General features: G+C 43.9%; 24 protein-coding genes, 1 rRNA gene and 1 pseudogene. 20 read left to right on the forward strand and 6 right to left on the reverse strand.

Annotation, left to right across the window (positions count from 1 at the left end; translation table 11 throughout):
- Positions 1-11 precede the first annotated feature (11 nt).
- Positions 12-236, reverse strand: coding sequence for a hypothetical protein (locus tag AM506_RS15505; protein ID WP_060673398.1), 225 nt, complete (start codon positions 234-236; stop codon positions 12-14).
- 104 nt (positions 237-340) lie between these two features.
- On the opposite strand from AM506_RS15505, the gene fabL reads away from it, so the two are divergent.
- From fabL to nikC, 10 genes are all read left to right on the forward strand, one after another.
- A complete protein-coding gene (gene fabL / locus AM506_RS15510) occupies positions 341-1,084 on the forward strand; it encodes an enoyl-[acyl-carrier-protein] reductase FabL (RefSeq protein WP_060673399.1) in 744 nt (247 codons plus the stop codon).
- 76 nt (positions 1,085-1,160) lie between these two features.
- Positions 1,161-1,367: a gamma-type small acid-soluble spore protein gene (locus AM506_RS15515; RefSeq protein WP_034762583.1), complete on the forward strand. Its 207-nt coding sequence runs from the start codon at positions 1,161-1,163 to the stop codon at positions 1,365-1,367.
- A 355-nt stretch (positions 1,368-1,722) separates the two neighbouring features.
- Positions 1,723-1,986 (forward strand): YgaB family protein, encoded by a 264-nt coding sequence (locus AM506_RS15520; RefSeq protein WP_082386393.1) that lies wholly within the window; start codon positions 1,723-1,725, stop codon positions 1,984-1,986.
- Positions 1,987-2,169: 183 nt separating this feature from the next.
- The gene (ntdP, locus tag AM506_RS15525; protein WP_034762875.1) at positions 2,170-2,700 is read left to right on the forward strand and encodes a nucleoside tri-diphosphate phosphatase; all 531 of its coding nucleotides are present in this window, start codon (positions 2,170-2,172) and stop codon (positions 2,698-2,700) included.
- A gap of 162 nt (positions 2,701-2,862) precedes the next feature.
- Positions 2,863-4,611: an ABC transporter ATP-binding protein gene (locus AM506_RS15530; RefSeq protein WP_060673400.1), complete on the forward strand. Its 1,749-nt coding sequence runs from the start codon at positions 2,863-2,865 to the stop codon at positions 4,609-4,611.
- 306 nt (positions 4,612-4,917) lie between these two features.
- Positions 4,918-5,934 carry an ABC transporter ATP-binding protein gene (locus tag AM506_RS15535; protein ID WP_060673401.1) on the forward strand — a complete coding sequence of 339 codons (1,017 nt, stop codon included), beginning with the start codon at positions 4,918-4,920 and terminating at the stop codon, positions 5,932-5,934.
- Positions 5,909-6,874, forward strand: a complete 966-nt coding sequence (locus tag AM506_RS15540) for an ABC transporter ATP-binding protein (RefSeq protein ID WP_060673402.1) — start codon at positions 5,909-5,911, stop codon at positions 6,872-6,874. Before AM506_RS15535 ends, AM506_RS15540 begins: the two co-directional genes overlap by 26 nt.
- A 74-nt stretch (positions 6,875-6,948) precedes the next feature.
- Positions 6,949-8,538 (forward strand): ABC transporter substrate-binding protein, encoded by a 1,590-nt coding sequence (locus tag AM506_RS15545; protein WP_152968613.1) that lies wholly within the window; start codon positions 6,949-6,951, stop codon positions 8,536-8,538.
- A 247-nt stretch (positions 8,539-8,785) separates the two neighbouring features.
- A complete protein-coding gene (locus AM506_RS15550) occupies positions 8,786-9,790 on the forward strand; it encodes an ABC transporter permease (RefSeq protein ID WP_034762595.1) in 1,005 nt (334 codons plus the stop codon).
- Between the two features lie 27 nt (positions 9,791-9,817).
- Complete coding sequence (nikC, locus tag AM506_RS15555; protein ID WP_060673404.1) at positions 9,818-10,714, forward strand: nickel transporter permease; 897 nt, start codon at positions 9,818-9,820, stop codon at positions 10,712-10,714.
- A 43-nt stretch (positions 10,715-10,757) separates the two neighbouring features.
- Here the strand turns inward: nikC and AM506_RS15560 are convergent, their stop codons facing one another.
- Complete coding sequence (locus AM506_RS15560) at positions 10,758-11,840, reverse strand: FUSC family protein (RefSeq protein WP_060673405.1); 1,083 nt, start codon at positions 11,838-11,840, stop codon at positions 10,758-10,760.
- A 230-nt stretch (positions 11,841-12,070) separates the two neighbouring features.
- Positions 12,071-13,357, reverse strand: coding sequence for a glutamate-1-semialdehyde 2,1-aminomutase (locus AM506_RS15565; protein ID WP_060673406.1), 1,287 nt, complete (start codon positions 13,355-13,357; stop codon positions 12,071-12,073).
- A gap of 199 nt (positions 13,358-13,556) precedes the next feature.
- Between AM506_RS15565 and AM506_RS15570 the strand changes: the two genes are divergently transcribed.
- From AM506_RS15570 to perR, 8 genes are all read left to right on the forward strand, one after another.
- A complete protein-coding gene (locus tag AM506_RS15570; protein ID WP_060673407.1) occupies positions 13,557-14,567 on the forward strand; it encodes an ABC transporter ATP-binding protein in 1,011 nt (336 codons plus the stop codon).
- Positions 14,568-14,618: 51 nt separating this feature from the next.
- A complete protein-coding gene (locus AM506_RS15575; RefSeq protein ID WP_060673408.1) occupies positions 14,619-15,410 on the forward strand; it encodes an ABC transporter permease in 792 nt (263 codons plus the stop codon).
- Between the two features lie 3 nt (positions 15,411-15,413).
- The gene (locus AM506_RS15580) at positions 15,414-16,199 is read left to right on the forward strand and encodes an ABC transporter permease (protein WP_060673409.1); all 786 of its coding nucleotides are present in this window, start codon (positions 15,414-15,416) and stop codon (positions 16,197-16,199) included.
- A 62-nt stretch (positions 16,200-16,261) separates the two neighbouring features.
- Positions 16,262-16,666, forward strand: a complete 405-nt coding sequence (locus tag AM506_RS15585) for an ion channel (protein ID WP_060673410.1) — start codon at positions 16,262-16,264, stop codon at positions 16,664-16,666.
- 73 nt (positions 16,667-16,739) lie between these two features.
- The gene (gene bcp, locus AM506_RS15590; RefSeq protein WP_060673411.1) at positions 16,740-17,204 is read left to right on the forward strand and encodes a thioredoxin-dependent thiol peroxidase; all 465 of its coding nucleotides are present in this window, start codon (positions 16,740-16,742) and stop codon (positions 17,202-17,204) included.
- 229 nt (positions 17,205-17,433) lie between these two features.
- A complete protein-coding gene (locus AM506_RS15595) occupies positions 17,434-18,384 on the forward strand; it encodes a D-2-hydroxyacid dehydrogenase (RefSeq protein WP_060673412.1) in 951 nt (316 codons plus the stop codon).
- Position 18,385: 1 nt separating this feature from the next.
- Positions 18,386-18,934 carry a cob(I)yrinic acid a,c-diamide adenosyltransferase gene (locus AM506_RS15600; RefSeq protein ID WP_060673413.1) on the forward strand — a complete coding sequence of 183 codons (549 nt, stop codon included), beginning with the start codon at positions 18,386-18,388 and terminating at the stop codon, positions 18,932-18,934.
- Positions 18,935-19,026: 92 nt separating this feature from the next.
- Entirely contained in the window at positions 19,027-19,467 is a 441-nt protein-coding gene (perR, locus tag AM506_RS15605) for a peroxide-responsive transcriptional repressor PerR (protein WP_408015249.1), read from the forward strand.
- Between the two features lie 95 nt (positions 19,468-19,562).
- On the opposite strand, the pseudogene AM506_RS15610 reads toward perR, so the two are convergent.
- The 3 genes and pseudogenes from AM506_RS15610 to AM506_RS15620 all read right to left on the reverse strand — a co-directional run.
- Positions 19,563-20,435, reverse strand: a pseudogene (locus tag AM506_RS15610) (IS3 family transposase); the annotation flags it as partial.
- The gene (locus AM506_RS15615) at positions 20,393-20,956 is read right to left on the reverse strand and encodes a helix-turn-helix domain-containing protein (protein ID WP_060673416.1); all 564 of its coding nucleotides are present in this window, start codon (positions 20,954-20,956) and stop codon (positions 20,393-20,395) included. The gene AM506_RS15615 and the pseudogene AM506_RS15610, both read right to left, overlap by 43 nt.
- 79 nt (positions 20,957-21,035) lie before the next feature.
- Complete coding sequence (locus tag AM506_RS15620) at positions 21,036-21,386, reverse strand: YgzB family protein (RefSeq protein ID WP_060673417.1); 351 nt, start codon at positions 21,384-21,386, stop codon at positions 21,036-21,038.
- A 154-nt stretch (positions 21,387-21,540) separates the two neighbouring features.
- Between AM506_RS15620 and AM506_RS15625 the strand changes: the two genes are divergently transcribed.
- Both AM506_RS15625 and AM506_RS15630 read left to right on the forward strand, forming a co-directional pair.
- Positions 21,541-22,407 (forward strand): nucleotidyltransferase-like protein, encoded by an 867-nt coding sequence (locus tag AM506_RS15625; protein WP_060673418.1) that lies wholly within the window; start codon positions 21,541-21,543, stop codon positions 22,405-22,407.
- A gap of 259 nt (positions 22,408-22,666) precedes the next feature.
- Positions 22,667-22,816, forward strand: a 16S ribosomal RNA gene (locus AM506_RS15630); the annotation flags it as partial.

Raw genomic sequence — 22,816 nt, forward strand, 5'->3', positions numbered from 1 at the left:
TCCATACCCTTTCAGTCGTAACTAATTTTCGTACCATGAGTATAATCGGCCTCACCGCGCTTCATTCCGCCACGATTTTCTATTTCTTCGATAATTTCCCGATGAATCGATTGTCCTTCTGCATTCAAATAAGGTACTATTTGTTGTAGTGAATGGTGAAAGAAAGCAAGCTCGCTTTCCTTCCATTCATCTTTGGGTATCATTGAAAGCTCAGTCATATCTCTGCCTACATACATAACTCATTCCTCCATTTAGCTGATATTTCTTATTAGTTTGCGTGTTCAGGGTCGCTTTATGCTTTGGACCAATTGGAAAAATGAAATTGAAAGGATGAAGTAACATGAGTCAAAAAGTAGCATTAGTAACAGGAAGCAGCCGTGGTCTTGGAAGGGAAATCGCCATCCAGCTTGCAGAAAAAGGATACGATATCGTCATCAATTATGCCCGTAGTAAAAAAGGTGCCCTCGAGACGGCTGAACAAGTTGAGAAGCTTGGACGGAAAGCATTTGTTGTCCGGGCGAATGTCGGCGATGTGGATAAGATCAAATCCATGTTTGAACAGATCAGAGAAGAATTCGGCCGCCTGGATGTATTGGTAAGCAACGCGGCATCAGGGGTATTGCGCCCTGTCATGGAGCTTGAAGAGTCTCATTGGGACTGGACGATGAATATAAACAGTAAAGCACTGTTATTCTGTGCTCAGGAAGCAGCTAAATTAATGGACAAGGGCGGACGCATCGTGAGCATCAGCTCTTTGGGGTCCATCCGTTATTTGGACAATTACACAACGGTCGGAGTTTCAAAAGCTGCCGTGGAAGCATTGACCCGTTATCTTGCCGTTGAACTTGCACCCCGTGACATCATTGTAAATGCTGTATCAGGCGGCGCAATCGATACGGATGCACTCAAGCACTTTCCTAATCGCGAAGAGCTCCTGGAAGATGCCCGCAGTAAAACACCTGCAGGACGCATGGTCGAAATCGATGATCTTGTGAAGTCTGTCATGTTCCTCGTTTCAGACGATTCTTCCATGATCAGAGGGCAAACCATCATCGTAGACGGTGGCCGCTCACTTCTCGTGTAATGGAATGTTTTTCCTGAAATTAACCGAATAGTGAAATCCACGCTTGGTTATCTTAATAAGCGTGGAGGTGATTACAATGGCAAAACAACCAAACAAAACTCAATCTGGTACAAGCGTTCAACACGTGAAACAACAAAACGCTCAAGCTGGTCAAGCTCAGCAACAACAATACGGTACTGAGTTCGCTTCAGAAACGACAGCAGCTCAACACGTGAAGCAACAAAACCAACAAGCAGAAGCTAACAAAGCGAAAGCTTCTGGAAAATACGGTCAACAACAATAATCTCATTGTTCTTGACAGAAAAAGCACCCATTTCGATGGGTGCTTTTTCATTTTTGCCTCATTTACCTGATTATCAATGCATGTTCAACGGATTACAGAACAGGAAGTACTTCTGGTGAGTAAAATGTCCCTTTTGAAGAGGCACGTAAATGGGGGATTGCGTCATTTTGGATGATAATTGCGTCATTCTGGTCGTGAATTGCGTCGTTTAACAAATATTGGAATATCCAACTGACACCACAGCTTTCAACTTTCACATCGACAAAACTTCCACGATTGTGACATAAAAAGTCAAAGGGTTTGTGCACCGAAGGGAGAATGTGTTAGGAGAGCTTGTTTAGAGGAGTTGGTCGAAGTGTTGCAGCAACGATTTAATGAGTTGGTTTCCGTACAGTTGGATACAATGGATAAGTTATTATATCTTCAGTCCGAGATAGAGCGTTGCCAGGCGTTGGAGGAAGAATTGATCGAACTTCAGGAGATGACAAAGGTAGAATCAATACAGAAGGAAATCCTTAGGAAAAAGAAGGATCTCAGGGAAATCCAGAAAACCTTTCAAGAGCAGACCGATGAGGTGATCCGTTCCTATCAAAAGGAACAAAGCGGTGTCACATCATAAAATCAGGAGAAATACCGCTTCCATTTCTATATTAGACCCCAATAAGGATCAATTTCGGGCCATTCTTAAAGGATATTTTCTTTAAGGATAGCCCTTTTGTTTTAAATTTTCTGAGGAAACGTTATAATGATAAAATAGACAAGTATATATAAAGGTAATTCTGAAATGAAAGAAGGGGATACGATGGCGGTTCCCACTGAAGGAAAATCTGTACAAATACATAGCTTTAAGCATGATGGAAACATTCACCGCATATGGAATGAAACGACGGTCCTTAAAGGAACGACCAATCAGATCATCGGTGGAAATGACCGGACGATGGTGACGGAGTCAGACGGAAGGACATGGATGACCCGAGAGCCGGCTATTTGCTATTTTCATTCTGAGCTATGGTTTAACATTATTTGTATGATTCGTGAGGACGGTATTTATTATTATTGTAATTTAAGTTCACCATTTGTATATGATCATGAGGCGATCAAGTATATCGATTACGACTTGGATATAAAAGTGTTTCCTGATATGACATATACACTGCTCGATGAAGATGAGTACGAAGCTCATCGGAAACTATACGGTTACCCGGATGTGATCGATCATATCCTGAAGCGGAATGTAGACAAGCTTGTTCGCTGGATCCGACAAAGAAAAGGGCCATTTGCCCCTGACTTTATTGATATCTGGTACGAGCGCTATTTGACTCACAGGGGATAACGGAGCTTTAAAAATTGTATAGGTATCAAAGGGCTGACCCAGTAAGGAGCAACCTGCTCACTTCCAATCAGGATGTGAAGAGGAACAGTGCTGCGTTCCATACGGGGTCATCCCTTTTTATTGGGGAAAATAAATACACACATCTTAGAAAGGAGTAATCACTTGGATAGTATCAAACGGTACCTCCAGTTTGTCAAACCATATAAGTGGCAGATCATAGGTACATTAATCATAGGCATCATCAAATTCACCATTCCTTTGTTAATCCCCGTATTAATTAAATATGTCATTGATGACATCGTCGGGGCTAAAGGACTGACAACCGATGAGAAGACTAGTCAGCTGCTCATGATCATGGGGATCATGCTTGTCCTGTTCCTTCTAGTGAGGCCGCCGGTGGAATATTACAGGCAGTACTTTGCACAATGGACGGGCAACAAGATCCTGTATGACTTGAGGGATTTTCTTTTCTCGCATATTCAGAAACTCAGCTTTAAGTATTATTCAAATACAAGGGCAGGGGAAGTCATTTCGAGGGTCATCAATGATGTGGAACAGACGAAGAATTTCGTCATCACCGGGCTGATGAATCTTTGGCTGGACGCGGCCACCATTGTGATCGCACTGTCGATCATGTTCACGATGGATGTATCGCTCACCCTAGTCTCACTCATTGCTTTTCCATTTTACGCTTTCTCCGTCCGCTATTTTTTCGGAAGGTTAAGGGGCTTGACGAGAGATCGTTCCCAGGCGCTTGCGGAAGTTCAAAGTCATTTGCATGAGCGGGTCCAGGGGATGGCTGTCATCAAGAGCTTTGCTGTTGAAGATTATGAACAAAAGCAATTTCAGGATCAGAATCATAATTTCCTGACGAAGGCTTTAAAGCAAACGAGCTGGAATGCCAAAGCGTTTGCGGTCGTCAATACGATCACGGATATCTCACCTTTGATCATCATTGGATATGCCGGCCTGCAAGTGATCAATGGAGATCTTACGATTGGTACGATGGCGGCCTTCATTGCGTACATCGACCGCCTGTATGGTCCGCTCAGACGACTGGTGAACTCATCTACCACCCTGACTCAATCGATTGCTTCCATGGACCGTGTGTTTGAATTCATGGATGAAAAATATGATATCGATGATGAACCGGGAGCGGTTCCGTGTGAAAATGTACAGGGGGATATCAAGTTTAACAGTGTCTCTTTCCGATATGAATCAGATGAAGAAAGAGTGCTCCGCAACCTTAATTTAGACATCAGATCGGGTGAAACCGTCGCGTTGGTCGGGATGAGTGGCGGGGGGAAATCATCTTTCGTCAGTCTGATACCCCGCTTCTATGATGTAACCGATGGACAGATCCTTTTAGATGGTACGGACATCAGGAGGTTTCAAGTCAGATCATTACGGGACAACATCGGAATGGTACTGCAGGACAATATTCTTTTTAGTGAATCCGTTAAGATGAATATTAAGTTCGGTAATCCCGAAGCGACAGACGAAGAGGTCATCGAGGCAGCAAAGGCGGCAAATGCCCATGATTTCATTATGAAACTGCCGCAAGGCTACGATACCCGTGTAGGAGAACGCGGCGTGAAGCTTTCTGGTGGTCAGAAGCAAAGGGTTGCGATTGCAAGGGTATTCCTTAAGAACCCGCCGATCCTCATACTGGATGAAGCGACATCCGCCCTTGATTTAGAGAGTGAACACCTCATCCAGGAATCTCTTGAGATCCTGGCAAAAGATCGAACAACTTTTATCGTGGCCCATCGTTTATCCACGATCACCCATGCGGACCGGATCATCCATTTGGAACACGGTGAAGTTGTCGAAATGGGAACTCATGAAGAGTTGATGGCAAAGCAGGGACATTACTACAAACTCTTCCAAGTACAACAGCTTGACCAATAAGAATGAAAGTCATGACATATCACGATTTCTGTGATAAATGTCATGACTTTTTTTGTATTTCTAAAAAATATATCAAACTTATATCAGGTGCTTCATATATAAAGTAGGACTAAATAACTTTATATGGAAGGAATGAAAGGGTCAATTGGACATATATTGAATTGAAGTGGGAATATCGACTTCTTGTAGAAAAATTCTGAAAATGGATTGCAACATTTGTAACATCTTGTATAATAAGAAACATATAAAATTTAGAAAATAAGCACTATTAAGAAAAGAGAGATAGTTTTGAAGAGGAGGATTTGAATGAGCGAACAGCGTCCTTTACTGAAAGTGGAAGATTTAAGGACCTCCTTTTTTACTGATGATGGAGAAGTTCCTGCAGTCGATGGAGTGAGTTTTCACGTGAATGAAGGGGAAGTGCTTGGAATCGTAGGGGAAAGTGGATGTGGAAAGAGTGTGACATCCCTGTCGATCATGGGTCTCGTACCAAAACCACCGGGGAAAATCGTAGGTGGCAAGATTCTTTATAAAGATGAAGATTTGACACAGGCATCAGAAAAACGGATGAGAGAAATTCGTGGCAATGATATAGCGATGATCTTCCAGGAACCGATGACATCGTTAAACCCTGTTTTTACAATAGGTGATCAATTAACCGAAGCAATACGCATACATACGAAAGTAGGAAAGAAGCAAGCAAGGGATAAAGCTGTTGAGATCATGAAAATGGTCGGTTTACCGAGATCGGAAGAATTGATCAAGGAATATCCTCACCAATTGTCCGGAGGGATGAGACAAAGGGTCATGATCGCCATGGCAATGGTGTGTGATCCCCGCGTCCTGATTGCAGACGAGCCGACAACGGCACTGGACGTAACGATCCAGGCCCAGATATTGAAATTGATGAAGCGATTAAATAAAGAACTGAACACAGCGGTCCTCCTGATCACACATGACCTAGGGGTTGTCGCAGAAACATGCGAACGGGTCGTCGTCATGTACTCAGGCAAGGTAGTGGAAGAGGGCACGGTTGAAGAAATCTTCAAAAACCCTCAGCACCCTTACACAAAAGGGTTGATACAATCTGTACCCGACATGCGCATCAAACAGCAGCGGCTGCACTCGATCCAGGGGAATGTACCCAAGCCGGGCTCAATCAAGACAGGCTGCCGGTTTGCCGCACGCTGTGATGCTGCATTCGATCGCTGTTTAGTGGAAACACCGGAATTATATGAAACATCACAAGGACATTGCACACGATGCTTCCTGTTCGATGAAGTGGAGGAGGGAGTTTATGACGGAACCGTTGCTAAAGGTTGAGAATCTTAAGAAACATTTTCCGATTACAGGGGGGATCCTCGGACGACCTGTCAGCTCTGTAAAAGCGGTGGACGGGGTATCATTCACGGTGAATAAAGGAGAAACCCTAGGGATCGTAGGGGAAAGCGGCTGTGGAAAATCGACTACGGGCAGGATGCTCATGAGACTTATCGACCCATCAGAAGGAAAAGTGACCTTCGAGAATCGGGAACTTACGAGTCTATCAAACTCGGAGATGAGGAAGGTACGCCGGGAAATGCAAATGGTCTTTCAGGATCCCTTCGCTTCCTTGAACCCAAGACATACGGTAGAGAAGATTCTCGAAGAACCACTCAAGGTTCATGGAATGGGTTCAGCCAAGGAAAGAAAAGAAAGGGTTCATGAACTCCTCAATATCGTCGGCTTGAGCAGCTACCATGCCAAACGCTATCCACATCAATTCAGTGGAGGGCAAAGGCAGCGGATCGGGATTGCAAGGGCTCTCATGACAAAGCCGAAGCTTATCATAGCCGATGAGCCGGTATCGGCCCTTGATGTATCCATTCAATCACAGGTTTTGAATTTAATGCAGGATCTACAGAAAGAATTCGGACTCACCTATATCTTCATTGCGCATGATCTGGGTGTAGTCAGACATATAAGCGACCGGGTAGGAGTGATGTATCTCGGGAAGATGGTAGAGCTCAGTAATAGTGAGAACCTCTATGAAAAGCCGCTTCATCCATACACCCAGGCGCTCCTGTCGGCGGTGCCGGTACCGGATCCGGATTTCAAAAGGGAAACCATTCTCTTACAGGGGGACATCCCGAGTCCGTCCAATCCACCGAGCGGCTGCACATTCCACACCAGATGCCCGCATGCAACAGAGATATGCAAACAAAAAGTGCCGGAATTCAAGGAACACCAACCAGGGCATTATGTAGCTTGTCATCTTTACTAGAAGACAAGTCTCATAATTATATAAACAATATTCAGGAGGGGATTTAGTTGAGGAAAAAAAGCTGGTCAATTTTAATGCTGCTCATCCTGCTCGTATCATCCGCGCTTTATGGATGTGGAGGAGATGAGAAATCTTCAGGAGACGGCGGCAAAAGCGGAGATAATGGAGATCCTAAAGTACTGATCTTCGGTCGCGGGGGAGACTCTGTAGCTCTTGATCCGGGAACAGTAACTGACGGTGAATCATTTAAAGTAACGAAAAACATCTTCGAAACTCTTGTTAAATTCGGAGAGCAGGATACAGAAGTAAACCCGGGATTAGCTGAAAAGTGGGAAGTATCCGATGATGGGTTAACGTACAAATTCATGTTGCGCGAGGGAGTGAAATTCCAGGACGGCACAGATTTCAATGCAGATGCCGTTGTGAAGAACTTCGAGCGCTGGATGAACGGGAATGCAGATCAGTTCCCTTACTACGGTTCAATGTTTGGCGGTTTCAAGGGCGATGAAGGTCATGTCATCAAAGAAGTGAAAGCTGCTGACGACATGACGGTTGAATTCGTATTAAAGCGTCCTCAAGCACCATTCTTAAAAAATATTGCCATGAGTCCATTCGCGATCGTAAGTCCGAAAGCGATTGATGAACTGGGTGACAAACTTGCTGAAGCGCCGACAGATGCGGGGACTGGTCCTTTCAAATTTGTTGAGTGGAAGCGTAATGACAAAATCGTCATCGAGAAAAATGAAGACTACTGGAACAAAGATTTACCAAAATTAGATCAAGTCGTGTTCAAATCGATCCCTGAAAACTCAGCTCGTCTGAATGCGTTGATTTCAGGTGAAATTGATCTTGCCGATGGTGTAAACCCAAGTGATGCAAGTAAAGTCGAAGGTGATGACAACCTGCAATTATTCGAACGTCCATCCATGAACGTTGGATACTTAGGTTTAACATCAACTCGTAAACCTTTTGATAATCCTAAAGTACGTCAGGCGATCAACTATGCCATCAACAAGCAGGAAATCATCGATGCGTTCTTCGAAGGAAAAGCTGAGATGGCGAAAAACCCGATGCCTCCGGTAATCGGTGGATACAATGATGATATCGAAGCTTATGAGTACAACCCTGAAAAAGCGAAAGAACTTCTTGCTGAAGCGGGTCTTAAAGACGGATTTGATATGGAATTATGGGCAATGCCTGTACCACGTCCATACATGCCGGACGGCCAAAAGGTAGCAGAAGCGATTCAAGCGGATCTTGCTGAAGTAGGAGTGAAGGCCAAAATCGTTTCTTACGAGTGGGCGACTTACCTTGAAAAAGCGAAAAACGGAGAAGCTGACGCATTCTTACTTGGCTGGACAGGGGATAATGGAGACGCTGATAACTTCCTGTATGTCCTTCTTGACCAAGACAATATCGGAAGCAACAACTACTCTTACTACAAAAACGATGAGGTACACAAAATCCTGATCGACGCTCAAACAGAAGTAGATCCTGGAAAACGTGAAGAACTGTACAAGAAAGCCCAGGAAATCATCCATGAGGATGCTCCATGGGTACCACTTGCTCACTCTACACCACTACTTGCAGGAAGTGCAGCTCTTAAAAACTTCAAACCGCATCCAACCGGCTCAGACTGGTTAGGCGCTGTGGACATGGAGTAATAAGCAACAAACCAAAGGGGAGACATCTACGATTTCTCCCCTTTGTACATAGAAAAGCGGAGGGCTTCGCCCAGAGGCGACAAGCATAAGGCAAGTCCACCGGAAAGGCGCCTTTTGCCTTTTGGGTGGGCTGGCCTTATGACCTCGAGGGACTAGCCGCTGGAGCTGGACAAATAGAAAAGCTACAATGCAATCTTATTAAATTAATACTAGTTAATCAGAATCTCCACTCAGAGAGGTGAACAAGATGTTCCAATACACCATTCGTCGATTACTTCAGCTCATTCCGGTATTACTCGGGATGACTCTTATCGTATTTTCGATCATCCGTGCGATTCCGGGAGATCCGGCTCAGGTCATTCTAGGGCAGCAGGCGACGAAAGAAGCCGTGGCTGCATTAAGAGATCAACTGGGTCTCGATAATGCCTGGTATATCCAATACATTGATTATTTAAAAGGATTATTGACCGGGGATTTAGGAAGTTCCCTGCGAACGAAGACGGAAGTTTCAACCGAAATCTGGCCTTATCTGGCCGCTACAGCTGAGCTTGCCATCGTCGCCATCATCATAGCGATTGTCATAGGAGTGAATGCAGGGATCATCAGTGCGTGGTTCCAAAACTCCTGGTTCGATTATACGGCTATGATCCTGGCCCTTATCGGTGTTTCCATGCCGATCTTCTGGTTAGGATTGATGGAGCAATGGACATTCGGTATTCAGCTTGACATCCTGCCTACAACAGGAAGGGAGAATATACGGAATCCCGTTGATTCCATAACCAACTTCTATATTCTCGATACGATCATGCAAGGACGGTTCGATCAGCTTGGTGACGTTTTGAAACATATCATCCTGCCGGGGATTGCATTAGCAACCATCCCGATGGCCATCATTGCCCGGATGACACGCTCGAGTATGTTGGAAGTCATGCGTTCGGATTATATTCGTACAGCTCGTGCGAAGGGATTGAAAATGTTCTGGGTCGTATATAAGCATTCTTTGAAAAATGCCATCATCCCGGTGCTGACAGTCATTGGTTTACAAATGGGCCTTCTCCTTGGGGGAGCAATCCTGACGGAAACCATCTTCGGTTGGCCTGGAATCGGACGATATATTTATGAAGCGATCGGTTACCGTGATTATCCAGTCGTTCAATCAGGAATCCTGGTCGTTGCCACGATCTTTGTCACGATTAACTTAATTGTCGACTTACTGTATGCGGCTGTCGATCCACGAATTAAATACAACTAACATCAATGAAGAAAGAGGTGAACTCTCATGGCAGAATTAGCAGAACCGCAAAAGGAGCTTCATCCTTCTTTGGAAGAAGAAACGGTCTCTCCCTGGAAGGAAGCCTGGAAAAGCTTCACAAAGAATAAAATTGCTTTAGTCGGATTTTGTATCGTTCTTTTCTTTGTCGTTTTGGCTATTGCAGCACCACTCATTGCACCTCAGGGGATCAATGAACAGGATTTATCGAAAAGGCTGCAGGCACCGTCCTCAGAACATTGGTTAGGGACGGATGACTTTGGAAGGGATATTTTATCGCGGATCATCCATGGAGCGCGTATCTCATTATGGGTCGGTTTCTTCGCCGTCATCGGCTCTTCCGTGGTAGGAAGTTTACTGGGGATCGTAGCGGGTTATTATGGCAGATGGGTTGATACGATCATCTCCCGTGTCTTTGACATCATGCTTGCATTCCCAAGTATCCTGCTCGCAATCGCGGTTGTGGCAGCTCTTGGACCGTCACTCCGAAATGCTTTGATTGCCATCGCCATCATCAATATTCCGAATTTCGGTCGACTCATCCGTTCACGGGTACTGAGTGTAAAGCAGGAAGAGTACGTCATGGCTGCAAAAGCGATCGGGATGAGCGATGTTCGGATTCTCTTCAGTCACGTTCTCCCGAATAGTATGGCTCCGATCATCGTACAGGGGACACTTGCCATTGCGACTGCCATCATTGAAGCGGCAGCACTTGGCTTCCTGGGTCTCGGAGCTCAGGCGCCGGAACCTGAATGGGGGAAAATGTTATCCGATGCAAGGCAGTATATGCTTCAGGCACCATGGACGATGATTTTCCCTGGACTTGCCATCATGCTGACTGTGTTAGGATTCAACCTGATGGGGGACGGACTTCGGGATGCGCTTGATCCAAAAATGAAAAACTAACTAAAAACGGAGCAAAGGACATCATCCTTTGCTCCGTTCCCATTTATTCTTCTTCTTCCCCGATCATTACTTCGTTATCGTCTTTATGATACGACTGAAAGCTTGTAATCAGTTTTTCCAAGTGCTCGAGATGCTCATCGTATTCAAAAATGGCAGAGAAAATATGAAGCAGGTGAAAATTATGGATGTTGTCATCCTTAGTATGATGATTGACTTCTTCCAGCATGATCTTCATCAGCTCTTTACGGTGCAGGCATACATCCTGCTGGGCTTCTGATTCTGCATGGGGATGCATCTTGCCAAGGAACTTCAACAGTAATTGCTCATGATAGGTCAGTAAACAATCAAGTTGATTTTTTATGACGCCACGCAAGTCGTCGGGCAATTGATAGATTTCATTTTCATAGCGGTTGAGGCGCTTCAATATTTCAAAACTCCGATTGGTTGAAGATATCATTTGTCTGAAGATCACGAGCTTCCGGCTTTTGACAATTGAATTTTTCTTGAAATAATCTCGTTCTTCTTTATAGAGAAGATACAGTTGGTCGACCTTTATCAACTTTTCTTTTATGCGTTCCAGGTCCTTTTTTAAAAGATGGAACTCTGTTGCATGCCTCATACTTAGCCTGATCCATTTCAGGATTTCCTCCGTTGAATCGGATACTTTATGATAAAGCTTGGTTTCGTATTTTGGAGGCAGGAAGACGAGATTCACAAGAAACGATGAGAAGACACCGATCATGATCGTCGAGAATCGGATGAATGCAAACTGGATGAAGTCCTGATCCGTCACTTCCATGATCGCAATCATCGTCACCAGCGCCAGACCGATCGTGTTCTGCAGCTTTAATTTAAGAATAATAGCAATGGCGATAACAGCAGCAAGACCGACAATCAAAGGATTGCTTCCGAATAATAATACAAAGATGACGGCAATCCCGGCACCGATCAGGTTTCCCTGAATTTGTTCGATGATGGATAGATAAGAACGATAAATCGTGGGCTGGACGGCAAATACCGCCGCGATTCCCGCGAACACTGGTGAAGGTATGCCGAGCAACTGGGATACAAGTAAAGCTAATACAATCGCAATTCCCGTTTTAAGGATGCGAGCACCAAGTTTCATGGAATTAGAATCCTTTCTTGTGTAACTTATTAATAAACAATACTGTACTATACATGTACTTACAAGTAATATCAATAGGCAAATTCGAATAAGTTTTTACGAATTACTTTAAAAAAGGGATTAAACAATCGTTCTACCACAACTTTCATCCCTATGCAAAAAGGTAGAGGATTAGTATTCTTCATCAAAAAAAGACTGCAAGCTTTTGGCATGCAGTCTTTTGATTGTGTTTACAGTTGTGCAAAGGCGCGGTCTACAGCTTCGAGTGTCACCTTGATATCCTCTTCTGTATGGGCCGTTGTCAGGAACCATGCTTCATATTTAGATGGAGCAAGATTGATGCCCTGGTTAAGCATGAGTTTGAAGAACTTCGCAAACATCTCTCCATCCGTTGCTTCCGCCTGCTCATAGTTCTCCACTTTTTCAGTTGTAAAGTAGAGAGTGAGGGCACCCTTCAGCCTGTTGATGGAAATTGGGGTGTTATGCTTTTCTGCTGCAGATAAAATACCTTTTTCAAGCATTTCCCCGAGTTGATCTAATTTCTCGTATACGCCTTCTTCTTTTAATACTTCAAGACAGGCTATTCCTGAAAGGATGGAGGCGGGATTACCGGCCATCGTTCCAGCCTGGTAGGCAGGACCAAGTGGGGCCACCTGTTCCATGATTTCTTTCTTTCCGCCGTAGGCTCCGATCGGCAGCCCCCCGCCGATGATTTTTCCAAGAGCAGTCAAGTCCGGTTTTACCTTCAGCATGTCCTGGGCACCGCCGTATGTAAAGCGGAATGCCGTGATGACTTCATCATAGATGACAAGGGAATTAGAGGCATGGGCAATGTCATTCACCTGCTCGAGGAAGCCTTCCTTCGGTTCCACGATCCCGAAGTTCCCGACGATCGGTTCCACAAGAACAGCGGCGATTTGATCTCCCCATTTCTCCATCGCTTCTTTAAATGGCTCGATGTCGTTGAATGGAACGGTGATGACCTCCTGGGCAATGCTTTTTGGGACACCTGCAGAATCAGGCGTTCCCAGGGTGGACGGGCCGGAACCTGCTGCAACAAGCACCAGATCCGAGTGACCGTGGTAACAGCCGGCGAACTTGATGACTTTGTCCTTACCTGTATAGGCTCTCGCCACACGGATGGTCGTCATCACGGCTTCGGTACCTGAATTGACGAAGCGGACTTTGTCCATATAAGGCATGGCTTCCTTGATCATTTTCGCAAATTTCACTTCATGGCGCGTAGGAGTTCCGTAAAGGACCCCGTTTTCTGCAGCTCTTGTGATCGCTTCTGTAATATGCGGGTGGGCATGTCCCGTTATGATCGGACCGTATGCTGCCAGGTAATCGATGTATTTGTTCCCGTCCACGTCCCAGAAGTAGGCGCCTTTTCCTCTTTCCATGGCAACGGGGGATCCGCCGCCAACCGCTTTATAGGAACGGGACGGGCTGTTTACGCCTCCGACGATATGTTCCAATGCTTCTGTATGTAAAGTTTCTGATTCAGTGAATTTCATGTTTTCCTCCCGGTAAATGTGTATTTGTCTATGAACTACCCTTCTATTGTAGTACGGCCTTTTCCACTTTAGCAAATAGGGAATCAATGGGGACCCTCATTTTTAAGCAGACTGTTCAAATAGAGGGGCATCACTGTGGTACACTATTCTTTGTTTGTTAAAGAGAAATCTATTTTTTAGGAATTTAGGAGGACGCAAGATGAATGCAATTGAAGTGAATCATTTGCGTAAGGAATTCAAAGCCTTTTCCAGCCGTTCGGGGCTGAAGGGGGCCTTCAGGGATTTGTTTACGCGTAATTATAAAGTCGTCCCTGCTGTGAATGATATTTCATTTAATGTGAAGCAGGGTGAGATGGTCGGCTACATCGGTGAAAATGGAGCGGGTAAATCGACGACCATCAAGATGTTGACCGGGATCTTGACTCCGACCGGGGGAGATATAACCGTAAATGGAATGAATCCTCACCGGGATCGTGAAAAGTTTGTCCAGACGATCGGGGTCGTTTTCGGACAACGTTCACAGCTCTGGTGGGATATTGCCGTGCAGGAATCTTTTCAACTACTGAAAAAGGTATATAAAGTACCGGACCAGCAATACAAAGAGCATATGGATCATGTGATTGAAACCCTGGATATCGCTCCGCTCCTGGACAAGCCAGTCCGTAAATTATCCCTGGGACAGCGGATGAGATGTGAACTTGCCGCAGCACTTGTTCACAATCCACCCCTTCTCTTTCTGGATGAACCGACAATCGGGTTGGATGTCCTTGTGAAATTGAAAATCCGTCAGTTTCTAAAGGAAATCAATGAGAAATACAACACAACCATATTGCTTACGACCCATGACTTATCCGATATCGAAGCACTGTGTGAACGGGTCGTGATGCTGGATGAAGGAAAGATCATTTACGATGGTGAACTGAGTCGGCTGAAAGAAAACTGGGGAGATCAGAAAGAAGTCGTCTTTCAATTCCTTGATGGAACCTCTCTGTCGGCTTTATCCGACCTTACTAAAAATGAGAATATCTCCTGGTCTTTTGATGAGAAAAAGCAATCCTATGCTGCTATAACGGAAGCCGATGAAGAAGTCATCTCGCAGCTCATCACGAATGTCGTGGCAAATTTCAAAGTGAAGGATATGAAGATAGAAGAAACGACCACTGAGGAAATTATCCGCAACATCTATGAAAAAGGGGCTGTGACAAGATGAGCTGTGGAATAAAAACCATGAAATGTCTGTACGTGTGTGGGGTGAGGCATCATGGCTAAGTATATCGAAATGATTCGCATCCGGTTTCTGATGATGCTTGCCTACCGCACGAATTATTATAGTGGAATTTTGATTTACAGTATCAATATCGGGGCTTACTATTTCTTGTGGCAGGCCATTTACGGTGGGAAGCAGGATATTGAAGGATTATCGATCATTCAGATGACGACATATGTCGCCGTTTCATGGATGGCAAGGGCCTTTTACTTTAATAATATCGATCGTGAAATTGCGCAGGAAATCAAAGAGGGGAAAGTGGCCGTTGAATTCATCCGTCCGTATAACTACCTTGGTATGAAAACGATGCAGGGACTCGGTGAGGGAGTCTTCCGCTTGGTGTTTTTCTCATTCCCGGGAATGATCATTGTGAGCCTCGTTTTCCCGCTTCAAATCGGTACAGGTTTTGACACGATCGGTTTATTCGCGATTTCCATTCTATTCAGCTTCATCATCAATACTCAAATCAATTTGCTGACAGGAATCACAACCTTTTTCTTATTTAATAACGATGGTCTCATCCGGGCGAAACGGGTTGTCATCGATTTATTTTCGGGACTTCTCCTTCCGATTCACTTTTTCCCCCTGTGGGCCCAAAATGTGATGGAGTACTTGCCGTTTCAGAGTATCAGCTATGTCCCGAGCATGATTTTCACGAATGGCTTTTCAACGTCGGAAGCCTTCAACGCGATCATGATGCAGGGTCTTTGGTCGTTGCTTCTCCTCATACCGATCAAAGTACTTTGGGTCATGGCCAAAAAACAAATGATCATACAAGGAGGGTGACCGATGTTTTATGTGAAGATGTTTTTTCAATACGTCGCCCAATACATGAAGATCAGACTGCAGTACCGGGCTGATCTGATCGTAGAGATATTATCAGATTTATTATTTCAAGCTGTTAATCTCGTATTCATTTTAGTTGTTTTCGGTCACACACAGCTGTTGAGCGGGTGGACAAGGGATGAAATTATATTCATCTATGGATTTTTTCTTGTACCTTTCGCCTTGTTCAGTTCCTTCTTCAATATCTGGGACTTTAACGACCGGTATGTAGTGAAGGGGGAGTTCGACCGGATCCTGACGAGACCGATCCACAGTTTGTTTCAAGTGATATTGGAGCGGATGGAGCTTGAGTCCCTTTTCGGCGTCATTACGGGATTGGCGGTCATGTACTATGCAGGTGGCAGGCTTGATATCACCTTTGAATGGTATGAGCCGGTTTTATTCCTCGTATTTGTGTTAGGTGGTGCCCTCGTTTATGCAGGGATCTTCATTGCTCTCGCAAGCATTGGCTTCTGGTCGGATGCGAAAACGTCCATCATGCCGATGATGTACAATATCGGAAACTATGGAAGATATCCCGTTGATATTTACAATAGCGTCATCCGATTTGTACTGACCTGGATCCTTCCCTTTGCGTTCGTTGGCGTATATCCATCTGCCTTTTTCCTTGAGAAGACGGAATGGTATCCGTATTCGTTCCTGACTCCATTTGTCGGAATCGGATTTTTTGTTTTCTCCATCGTTCTTTGGAATGAGGGAGTGAAGCGGTACAGAGGTGCAGGTAACTAGAATGATTCCACGATGAAAAGCGTACATATACTAAGACAAGCAGAAAAAAAGAGGGTATGTACATGCTTTATATCATTGGATTTTTTATTCTGTTTTGCATGGTTATGAGCCTGAGGGCATTATTTTATCCTTCAAGATGGAAGGAACACCATGTTTCACTGCATCATTTTCTTTTCTTGGGAATGTGTTACATCACGATTATGATCGGGTTCGGGTTATTGTTTATGCTCCTTGAGATCGAGGGCATCCAGATTCTCGTCGAGGCGGGGAGACCTCTCTCGGGGGACTTCCTCGATCATTTTTTTACGACGATGTATTTCAGTGGCATTACCCTCTTCTCGGTTGGATATGGAGATGTAACCCCTGTGGGGATCGGAAGAGGGATTGCCCTTATCGAGTCCTGGCTTGGTTATACGATACCGGCAGCCTTTGTCGTGAAGTCCTTCTTACACTACGAGAACAAGTAGCGTATGGTTTGAGTTTTTCCCTCCTATTGGGTACGCTAAAGTGAGAACGATAACCATTAGGAGGGGAAGATGTATGACAGTTGGTCAAAAAGCACCTGAATTTGAATTACTCGCAAGCAATGGAGAAAAGGTGAAGCTTTCCGATTATCAAGGGAAAAACGTCGTCCTTTATTTTTATCCAAAGGACATGACGCCAGGGTGTACAACAGAAGCGTGTGATTTCAGGGATCAGCATGAGAACTTTGAAGATCTTGATGCCGTTATCCTTGGAGTGAGCCCGGACCCCGTCGATAAACATGAAAAGTTTGTAGACAAGCATGGACTGCCGTTCCTTCTGCTTGTGGATGAAGATCATAAAGTGGCGGAAGAATACGGAGTGTGGAAGCTGAAGAAAAACTTCGGGAAAGAATACATGGGTATCGAGCGCTCTACCTTCATTATCGATAAGGATGGAAACCTCTCCAAGGAATGGAGGAAGGTGAAAGTGAAGGGACATGTAGAAGAGGCTCTTCAGTATATTCAAGACAACCTGTCCTAAGCCTATTTTCAAGCCTATTTTAACGGGCTTGAGGCTTTTGTCCATTCACAAAGGCTGGAAGGACATATAGTAAGAGTAGGGCAACCTCCTCAAATAAGTCAGTCTCATCCGTGTAGCAGGATCGACCAGGTCGATCCTCTTTTTTTTATGCTCAAAGAGATGCTCAAAGCTAGGGGGAATCCTCTCCTATATGGTAAAATAATGGGCAATAGGGATGGGAGGCAGCTACATGAAAATCATCGTTACATTTCAACCGAAGGAAGAATTCGTTTCAGATTTAACGAATAGCTTCCCCGGGGTTGAGTTCCTTTTTTATAAAAAAATCAGTCAAGCGGAAAGTGAGCTTCCCAATGCAGAAGTGATCGTCACAATGGGGGAAGATTTAACGAGTGATCATATTGAGAGAAGCAAGAAATGCAAATGGATCATGGTTACTTCAGCGGGACTTGAAAAAATGCCGTTTGAAGCGATCAAAAGAAGGGGGATCCTCGTCACCAATGCAAGGGGAATCCACAAGATCCCCATGGCTGAGTTCACAATCGGCTTGATGCTTCAGCATGCGAAACAGCTTCAGTCAGTTTGGGAACAGGAGAAAGATGCCGTGTGGAGCAGAAGGTTACCTACCACTGAACTTCATGAAGGATCTCTTCTTATTCTTGGAGCAGGGGCCATTGGAGGGGAAATTGCGAGACTGGCAAAGGCGTTTCAAATGAACGTAAGCGGAGTGAATTCTACCGGTTTACCCTCGGAGCATTTTGACAGTATGTTCACTTTGGAGACCTTCACGGATCAACTTCCGAAAGCCGATTACATTGTTTCGGTACTGCCAAGTACGAGTCAAACCAAAGGAATATTGGACATTGACCATTTTGAACAGATGAAGGATTCAGCTGTATTCATCAATATTGGTCGCGGTGATCTTGTTGAAGAATCGATCCTTCTTGAAGCGATGAACAAGAAGTTGATACAACATATGTATCTGGATGTATTTGATCAAGAGCCGTTAGCTGAAAATCATCCATTTTGGAAGACGGAAGGGATCACGGTGACACCTCACCTATCAAGCATTACAAAAAAGTATATGCCAAGGGCCTTTGAAATCTTTAAAAAGAATTTATCTACATATAGTAAGAAGAGGGAAAACTTTATTAACGTGATCGATACAGAGAGGGGTTATTAACATGAAGATTTATACAAAATCGGGAGACAAAGGGACGACTTCCCTAGTATACGGAACACGGGTATCCAAAAAGGATCAACGGGTAGAGGCCTACGGAACTTGCGATGAAGCGAACTCCATGATTGGTCTTGGTCTAAGTTATATCAAAGCTGAATACTTTGATGGTAAAGAAGAATTCGAAGAGTTTGTTCACAAGGTGCAAACGATCCTGTTCCATGTCGGGGCAGAACTTGCCACTCCTGCTGGAAAAGAAGTGAAATGGAAGCTTGATGAAACACATATCAAAGAGTTGGAAGATCAAATCGATTTCCTGGATGGATCTCTCACACCTCTACGAAACTTCATCCTTCCCGGTGGTCAGCCGGCAGGTGCAGCCCTGCATACTGCAAGGACGATTGTCAGGAGAGCTGAGAGAGAAGCTGTAGGAATTGATGAAGACATCAATCCATTGGTCCTTTCTTACCTGAACCGGCTTTCCGATTACTTGTTCGTAGCAGGGAGATACATCAACCAGCAGCTTGGGGAGCAGGAGAAAAACCTCCACGAGTAACAGGGTGAAAGATTGACAAAAGGGACCGTTGATTAGTACACTATTTATAAACATTATAAAATAATAATTCTTATGAAAAGAGGTGCATGACGATGTCTGAAGAAGGACAATTGAAAGAAGCAATTTCGACATTGAAGGAAACGGGAGTCCGTATCACTCCTCAACGTCATGCGATATTAGAGTATCTCATTGATTCAATGGCCCATCCAACTGCCGATGACATATATAAAGCGCTCGAAGGAAAATTCCCTAACATGAGTGTCGCGACTGTTTATAATAATTTACGTGTATTCCGTGAAGTAGGTTTAGTGAAAGAGCTGACGTATGGGGATGCATCCAGTCGCTTTGACTTTGTGACGACGGATCATTATCATGTCATTTGCGATGGCTGCGGCAAAATCGTTGACTTTCATTACCCGGGACTTGATGAAGTCGAACAGCTGGCTTCCCATGTCACTGGATTCAAGGTGAACAACCACCGCATGGAAATCTACGGAACATGCACTGACTGCTCTGTTAAGGAGACACATTAGATAAGAATGGTTCTAATTTAGGACCATTCTTTTATTTTTGCCCTCAAAAAAAAGACCTTCCGTTGGGTGCTAACCCCCAAAAGTTAGAGTTTTTATTATGCAGCTGATTGGCAGGATTGAGTTCGGTATTCCACTGGACTTAATCCTGCCAATTTTTCTTTTGATCGTTTGTGGTTGTACCAGTGGATATAGTCTTCAATCCGTTTTTTTAATTCTTCATAGCTCACTAATCGTTCCCCATAATACATTTCCTGTTTTAAAATGCCAAAGAAATTTTCCATGGAAGCATTGTCTGCGCAGGTCGCTTTACGTGACATACTCTGAAATACTTTATTTTCTTTCAATGTCTTGACCCATTGGTTGTGTTGATAATGCCAGCCTTGATCAGAATGGATGGTGGTGCGATAGGTGGCGTGTTTTTTGACGATTTCGATCGTTTTTTTCAACGGTTCTATGACGAGATCTAATGTTGGTTTCTGCTTGATGTCAAACGCAAGAATTTCTCCATTATAAAGGTCTAGAATCGGATTCAAATACAATTTTCTATCTCCAAGACATTTGAATTCGGTAATATCGGTCACCAATTTTTGAAGGGGGACCGATGTGCTGAAACGTCGGTTTAATCGGTTTTTCACTACCTTCCCGACCTTTCCCTTATACGAATTATATTTACGGGATTTGCGCATGAATTTTACACACTTTAAACCTAGTTCTCTCATGATGCGATACACTTTTTTATGGTTAACTTGATGACCTGATTTCTTTAATTCTTTCGTAATCCGTTTATATCCATATCGTTCATGAGACTGCTTAAATTGGTCTGTGATGAGCTCTTTCAGTTTTGTTTCAGCATTCTCTTTCCCAACGTTTTTTACATGATAATGATAGGTTGCTTCAGGAATATCAACGACCACGAGAACATCCTTTAGTCGAAATCCTTCCTGTTTGATTTCGAGCGCCAGCTTTGCTTGTGCTTTTCGCGATAGGCAATCGTATTCTCCCGAAAAGCTTTCAACTTTTTTAGATACGTATTTTCTAGCCTCAGTAGCTCGTTCTCACGTTCTAATTCTTCTTCACGTGTTAACGTTGCTTCCTCTTTTTTATTGGATTTCTTGGGTTTCTTAGACATAGAAGGACGCCCCTTTGATCTTGTTTTCAGGCCTTCTACCCCTTGTTCGCGAAATACTTTCACCCATCGTGCAAGTAAGGCAGGGTTGGTCAAATTGAATTGCTTAACCGTTTCTGAATAAGAAGCACCTGTAGTTAAAGTAAATTTTACAGCATCTACTTTAAATTGAACAGAATACGCCCTATTCTTTCTTTTCCTTTTTACCCCCTTCATCCCCTGACTTTTATAGGTGCTCACCCAATTTTTTAATGGAGTAGAACTCGGCATATTATATTTTTTCGCCAATAATTTATAGCCAAGATTCCCATACAAATACTCGATCACAAGCTTTTCTTTAAATTCCTCACTATATTTAGCCATAAAAACACCCCCAAAAGTTAGTTTTCTACTCTAACTTTTGGGGGTCGGGTCCCCGTTGAAGGTCTTTTCTCATTCAGCTTTATCTTTTCCTTTTATTATAGTCCTCATCGAATTCTTCACCTTCAAGGTTCGGATCAAGGGTCAAGGGCTCGTTGCAGTACATGCACATATCTACTCGTCCAAGGACCTTGGTGACCTTACCGCAATTGGGGCATGTCACCTGTACGGCCTTCGTAGACAGCATCCCGATCCAGAAGTAGACAACCGTACTTCCGATGATTCCCAGAAAACCCAGCAGCATGAATGTTGTCATGATCCATGGATGTTCTCTAAAATATATACCGACGTACATAATGATAAATCCGATGAAAACTAAACTTAAGGCAAACGTACGGATTTTATTGATCTTACTTGAATATTTCTTAGCCATTTGTTTGTCCCCCCTAAAAAAGTACTATACCATATTTGTTGACAGTAGAGGGATACGAAACCATTTTGTCGAAAAATGACTATATTCAGAGAAGGAAATCCTCTTTGAATGTCGAAATAGTAACCAACCAATGAGTGATGTGGAGGAGTATGAAATGGAAGACATTTTACGACCGATATACCAAGAGCGTACAAGTCACCCCAATACTTTAGGAGCGCTTCTAATAGAACAAAGCAAGAAATCAAGTCCGTTGACGGATACTTTTGATATTGTCCTTTTCCTGATTGTGAAGGAAGCGGAAGAGCCGGTATTCATCAAGCACTATTCTTATAAAGAACAAAAGGCAGCGTTACATATCGTGACAGAAGCCAAGCTGAACGAGTGGATTTTACTCGGATCAAACCGGAAAGTGATCGATTGGCTGTTCAATGGAAAAGTCCTGTTTGATCGCAATGAGTTTATCCAGAATCTTAAAACGGAGTTACGGGACTTCCCTTTCTATGGCAGAAAGATCAAAATGGGCATGGAATTTGCCAAATTGATTCGCCGTTATATGGACGGTAAAGAATTCTTTGAAAGCAAACATTATTTGGATGCTTACAATCACATTGTCCACTCATTGCATCATTTAGCGAGACTGGCAGTCATAGAAAATGGATTCCATCCAGAGGTAACCGTTTGGAACCAGGTCAAGCAAATAGAACCCGAGATTTATAAATTGTATGAAGAACTCGTTACCAGTGATGAAGAAATCGATAAACGGCTGGAGCTCTTGTTCTTGGCAAGCGAGTTTCTCATCCATTCAAGAACGAAGGTTTCCACTGAACATCTATTGGATATCCTTGCCCAAAAGGAACACTGGACGTTCCAGGATCTTCTTAATCATTCAGAAGCGAGACACTACTCCGTGGATTTAAGTATGCTCATTGAATATTTAACGGATAAGGGATTTGTTGAAATCGTCGATGTAGAGACGAAAGGACAAGGGATTTATCACCGTTATTACCGTGCAGCAAAATAATTATAGTAAAATATTAATTTTTCGTTGACTTCAATCTGCTACCTTGGTATATTAGTAAATGTCGCTGCTGAACGACGGCAACGAGCGGTCAGTGGCGACTTAAAAAAATGAAAAAGTTGTTGACAATATGAAGGCAACTTGATAAGATAAAAAAGTCGCTTAAACGAAGCGCTTACACATTGAACCTTGAAAACTGAACAAAACAAGACAATACGTCAACGTTAATTCTAGATTTATTTTTAAAGAGCTATTCAAACTTTTATCGGAGAGTTTGATCCTGGCTCAGGACGAACGCTGGCGGCGTGCCTAATACATGCAAGTCGAGCGGATTGATGGGAGCTTGCTCCCTGATATCAGCGGCGGACGGGTGAGTAACACGTGGGTAACCTGCCTGTAAGACTGGGATAAC

Origin of the sequence: Rossellomorea vietnamensis (assembly GCF_001305855.1) — a bacterium.
In the GTDB taxonomy this organism is placed as follows: domain Bacteria; phylum Bacillota; class Bacilli; order Bacillales; family Bacillaceae_B; genus Rossellomorea; species Rossellomorea vietnamensis_A.

Excerpts from the sequence above, each read along its gene's own strand:
- AM506_RS15505 (WP_060673398.1), bottom strand. The coding sequence starts at position 236 with ATGTATGTAGGCAGAGATATGACTGAGCTTTCAATGATACCCAAAGAT.
- fabL (WP_060673399.1), top strand. The coding sequence starts at position 341 with ATGAGTCAAAAAGTAGCATTAGTAACAGGAAGCAGCCGTGGTCTTGGA.
- AM506_RS15515 (WP_034762583.1), top strand. The coding sequence starts at position 1,161 with ATGGCAAAACAACCAAACAAAACTCAATCTGGTACAAGCGTTCAACAC.
- ntdP (WP_034762875.1), top strand. The coding sequence starts at position 2,170 with ATGGCGGTTCCCACTGAAGGAAAATCTGTACAAATACATAGCTTTAAG.
- AM506_RS15535 (WP_060673401.1), top strand. The coding sequence starts at position 4,918 with ATGAGCGAACAGCGTCCTTTACTGAAAGTGGAAGATTTAAGGACCTCC.
- AM506_RS15540 (WP_060673402.1), top strand. The coding sequence starts at position 5,909 with ATGACGGAACCGTTGCTAAAGGTTGAGAATCTTAAGAAACATTTTCCG.
- AM506_RS15545 (WP_152968613.1), top strand. The coding sequence starts at position 6,949 with ATGCTGCTCATCCTGCTCGTATCATCCGCGCTTTATGGATGTGGAGGA.
- AM506_RS15550 (WP_034762595.1), top strand. The coding sequence starts at position 8,786 with ATGTTCCAATACACCATTCGTCGATTACTTCAGCTCATTCCGGTATTA.
- nikC (WP_060673404.1), top strand. The coding sequence starts at position 9,818 with ATGGCAGAATTAGCAGAACCGCAAAAGGAGCTTCATCCTTCTTTGGAA.
- AM506_RS15560 (WP_060673405.1), bottom strand. The coding sequence starts at position 11,840 with ATGAAACTTGGTGCTCGCATCCTTAAAACGGGAATTGCGATTGTATTA.
- AM506_RS15565 (WP_060673406.1), bottom strand. The coding sequence starts at position 13,357 with ATGAAATTCACTGAATCAGAAACTTTACATACAGAAGCATTGGAACAT.
- AM506_RS15570 (WP_060673407.1), top strand. The coding sequence starts at position 13,557 with ATGAATGCAATTGAAGTGAATCATTTGCGTAAGGAATTCAAAGCCTTT.
- AM506_RS15575 (WP_060673408.1), top strand. The coding sequence starts at position 14,619 with ATGGCTAAGTATATCGAAATGATTCGCATCCGGTTTCTGATGATGCTT.
- AM506_RS15580 (WP_060673409.1), top strand. The coding sequence starts at position 15,414 with ATGTTTTATGTGAAGATGTTTTTTCAATACGTCGCCCAATACATGAAG.
- AM506_RS15585 (WP_060673410.1), top strand. The coding sequence starts at position 16,262 with ATGCTTTATATCATTGGATTTTTTATTCTGTTTTGCATGGTTATGAGC.
- bcp (WP_060673411.1), top strand. The coding sequence starts at position 16,740 with ATGACAGTTGGTCAAAAAGCACCTGAATTTGAATTACTCGCAAGCAAT.
- AM506_RS15595 (WP_060673412.1), top strand. The coding sequence starts at position 17,434 with ATGAAAATCATCGTTACATTTCAACCGAAGGAAGAATTCGTTTCAGAT.
- AM506_RS15600 (WP_060673413.1), top strand. The coding sequence starts at position 18,386 with ATGAAGATTTATACAAAATCGGGAGACAAAGGGACGACTTCCCTAGTA.
- perR (WP_408015249.1), top strand. The coding sequence starts at position 19,027 with ATGTCTGAAGAAGGACAATTGAAAGAAGCAATTTCGACATTGAAGGAA.
- AM506_RS15615 (WP_060673416.1), bottom strand. The coding sequence starts at position 20,956 with ATGGCTAAATATAGTGAGGAATTTAAAGAAAAGCTTGTGATCGAGTAT.
- AM506_RS15620 (WP_060673417.1), bottom strand. The coding sequence starts at position 21,386 with ATGGCTAAGAAATATTCAAGTAAGATCAATAAAATCCGTACGTTTGCC.
- AM506_RS15625 (WP_060673418.1), top strand. The coding sequence starts at position 21,541 with ATGGAAGACATTTTACGACCGATATACCAAGAGCGTACAAGTCACCCC.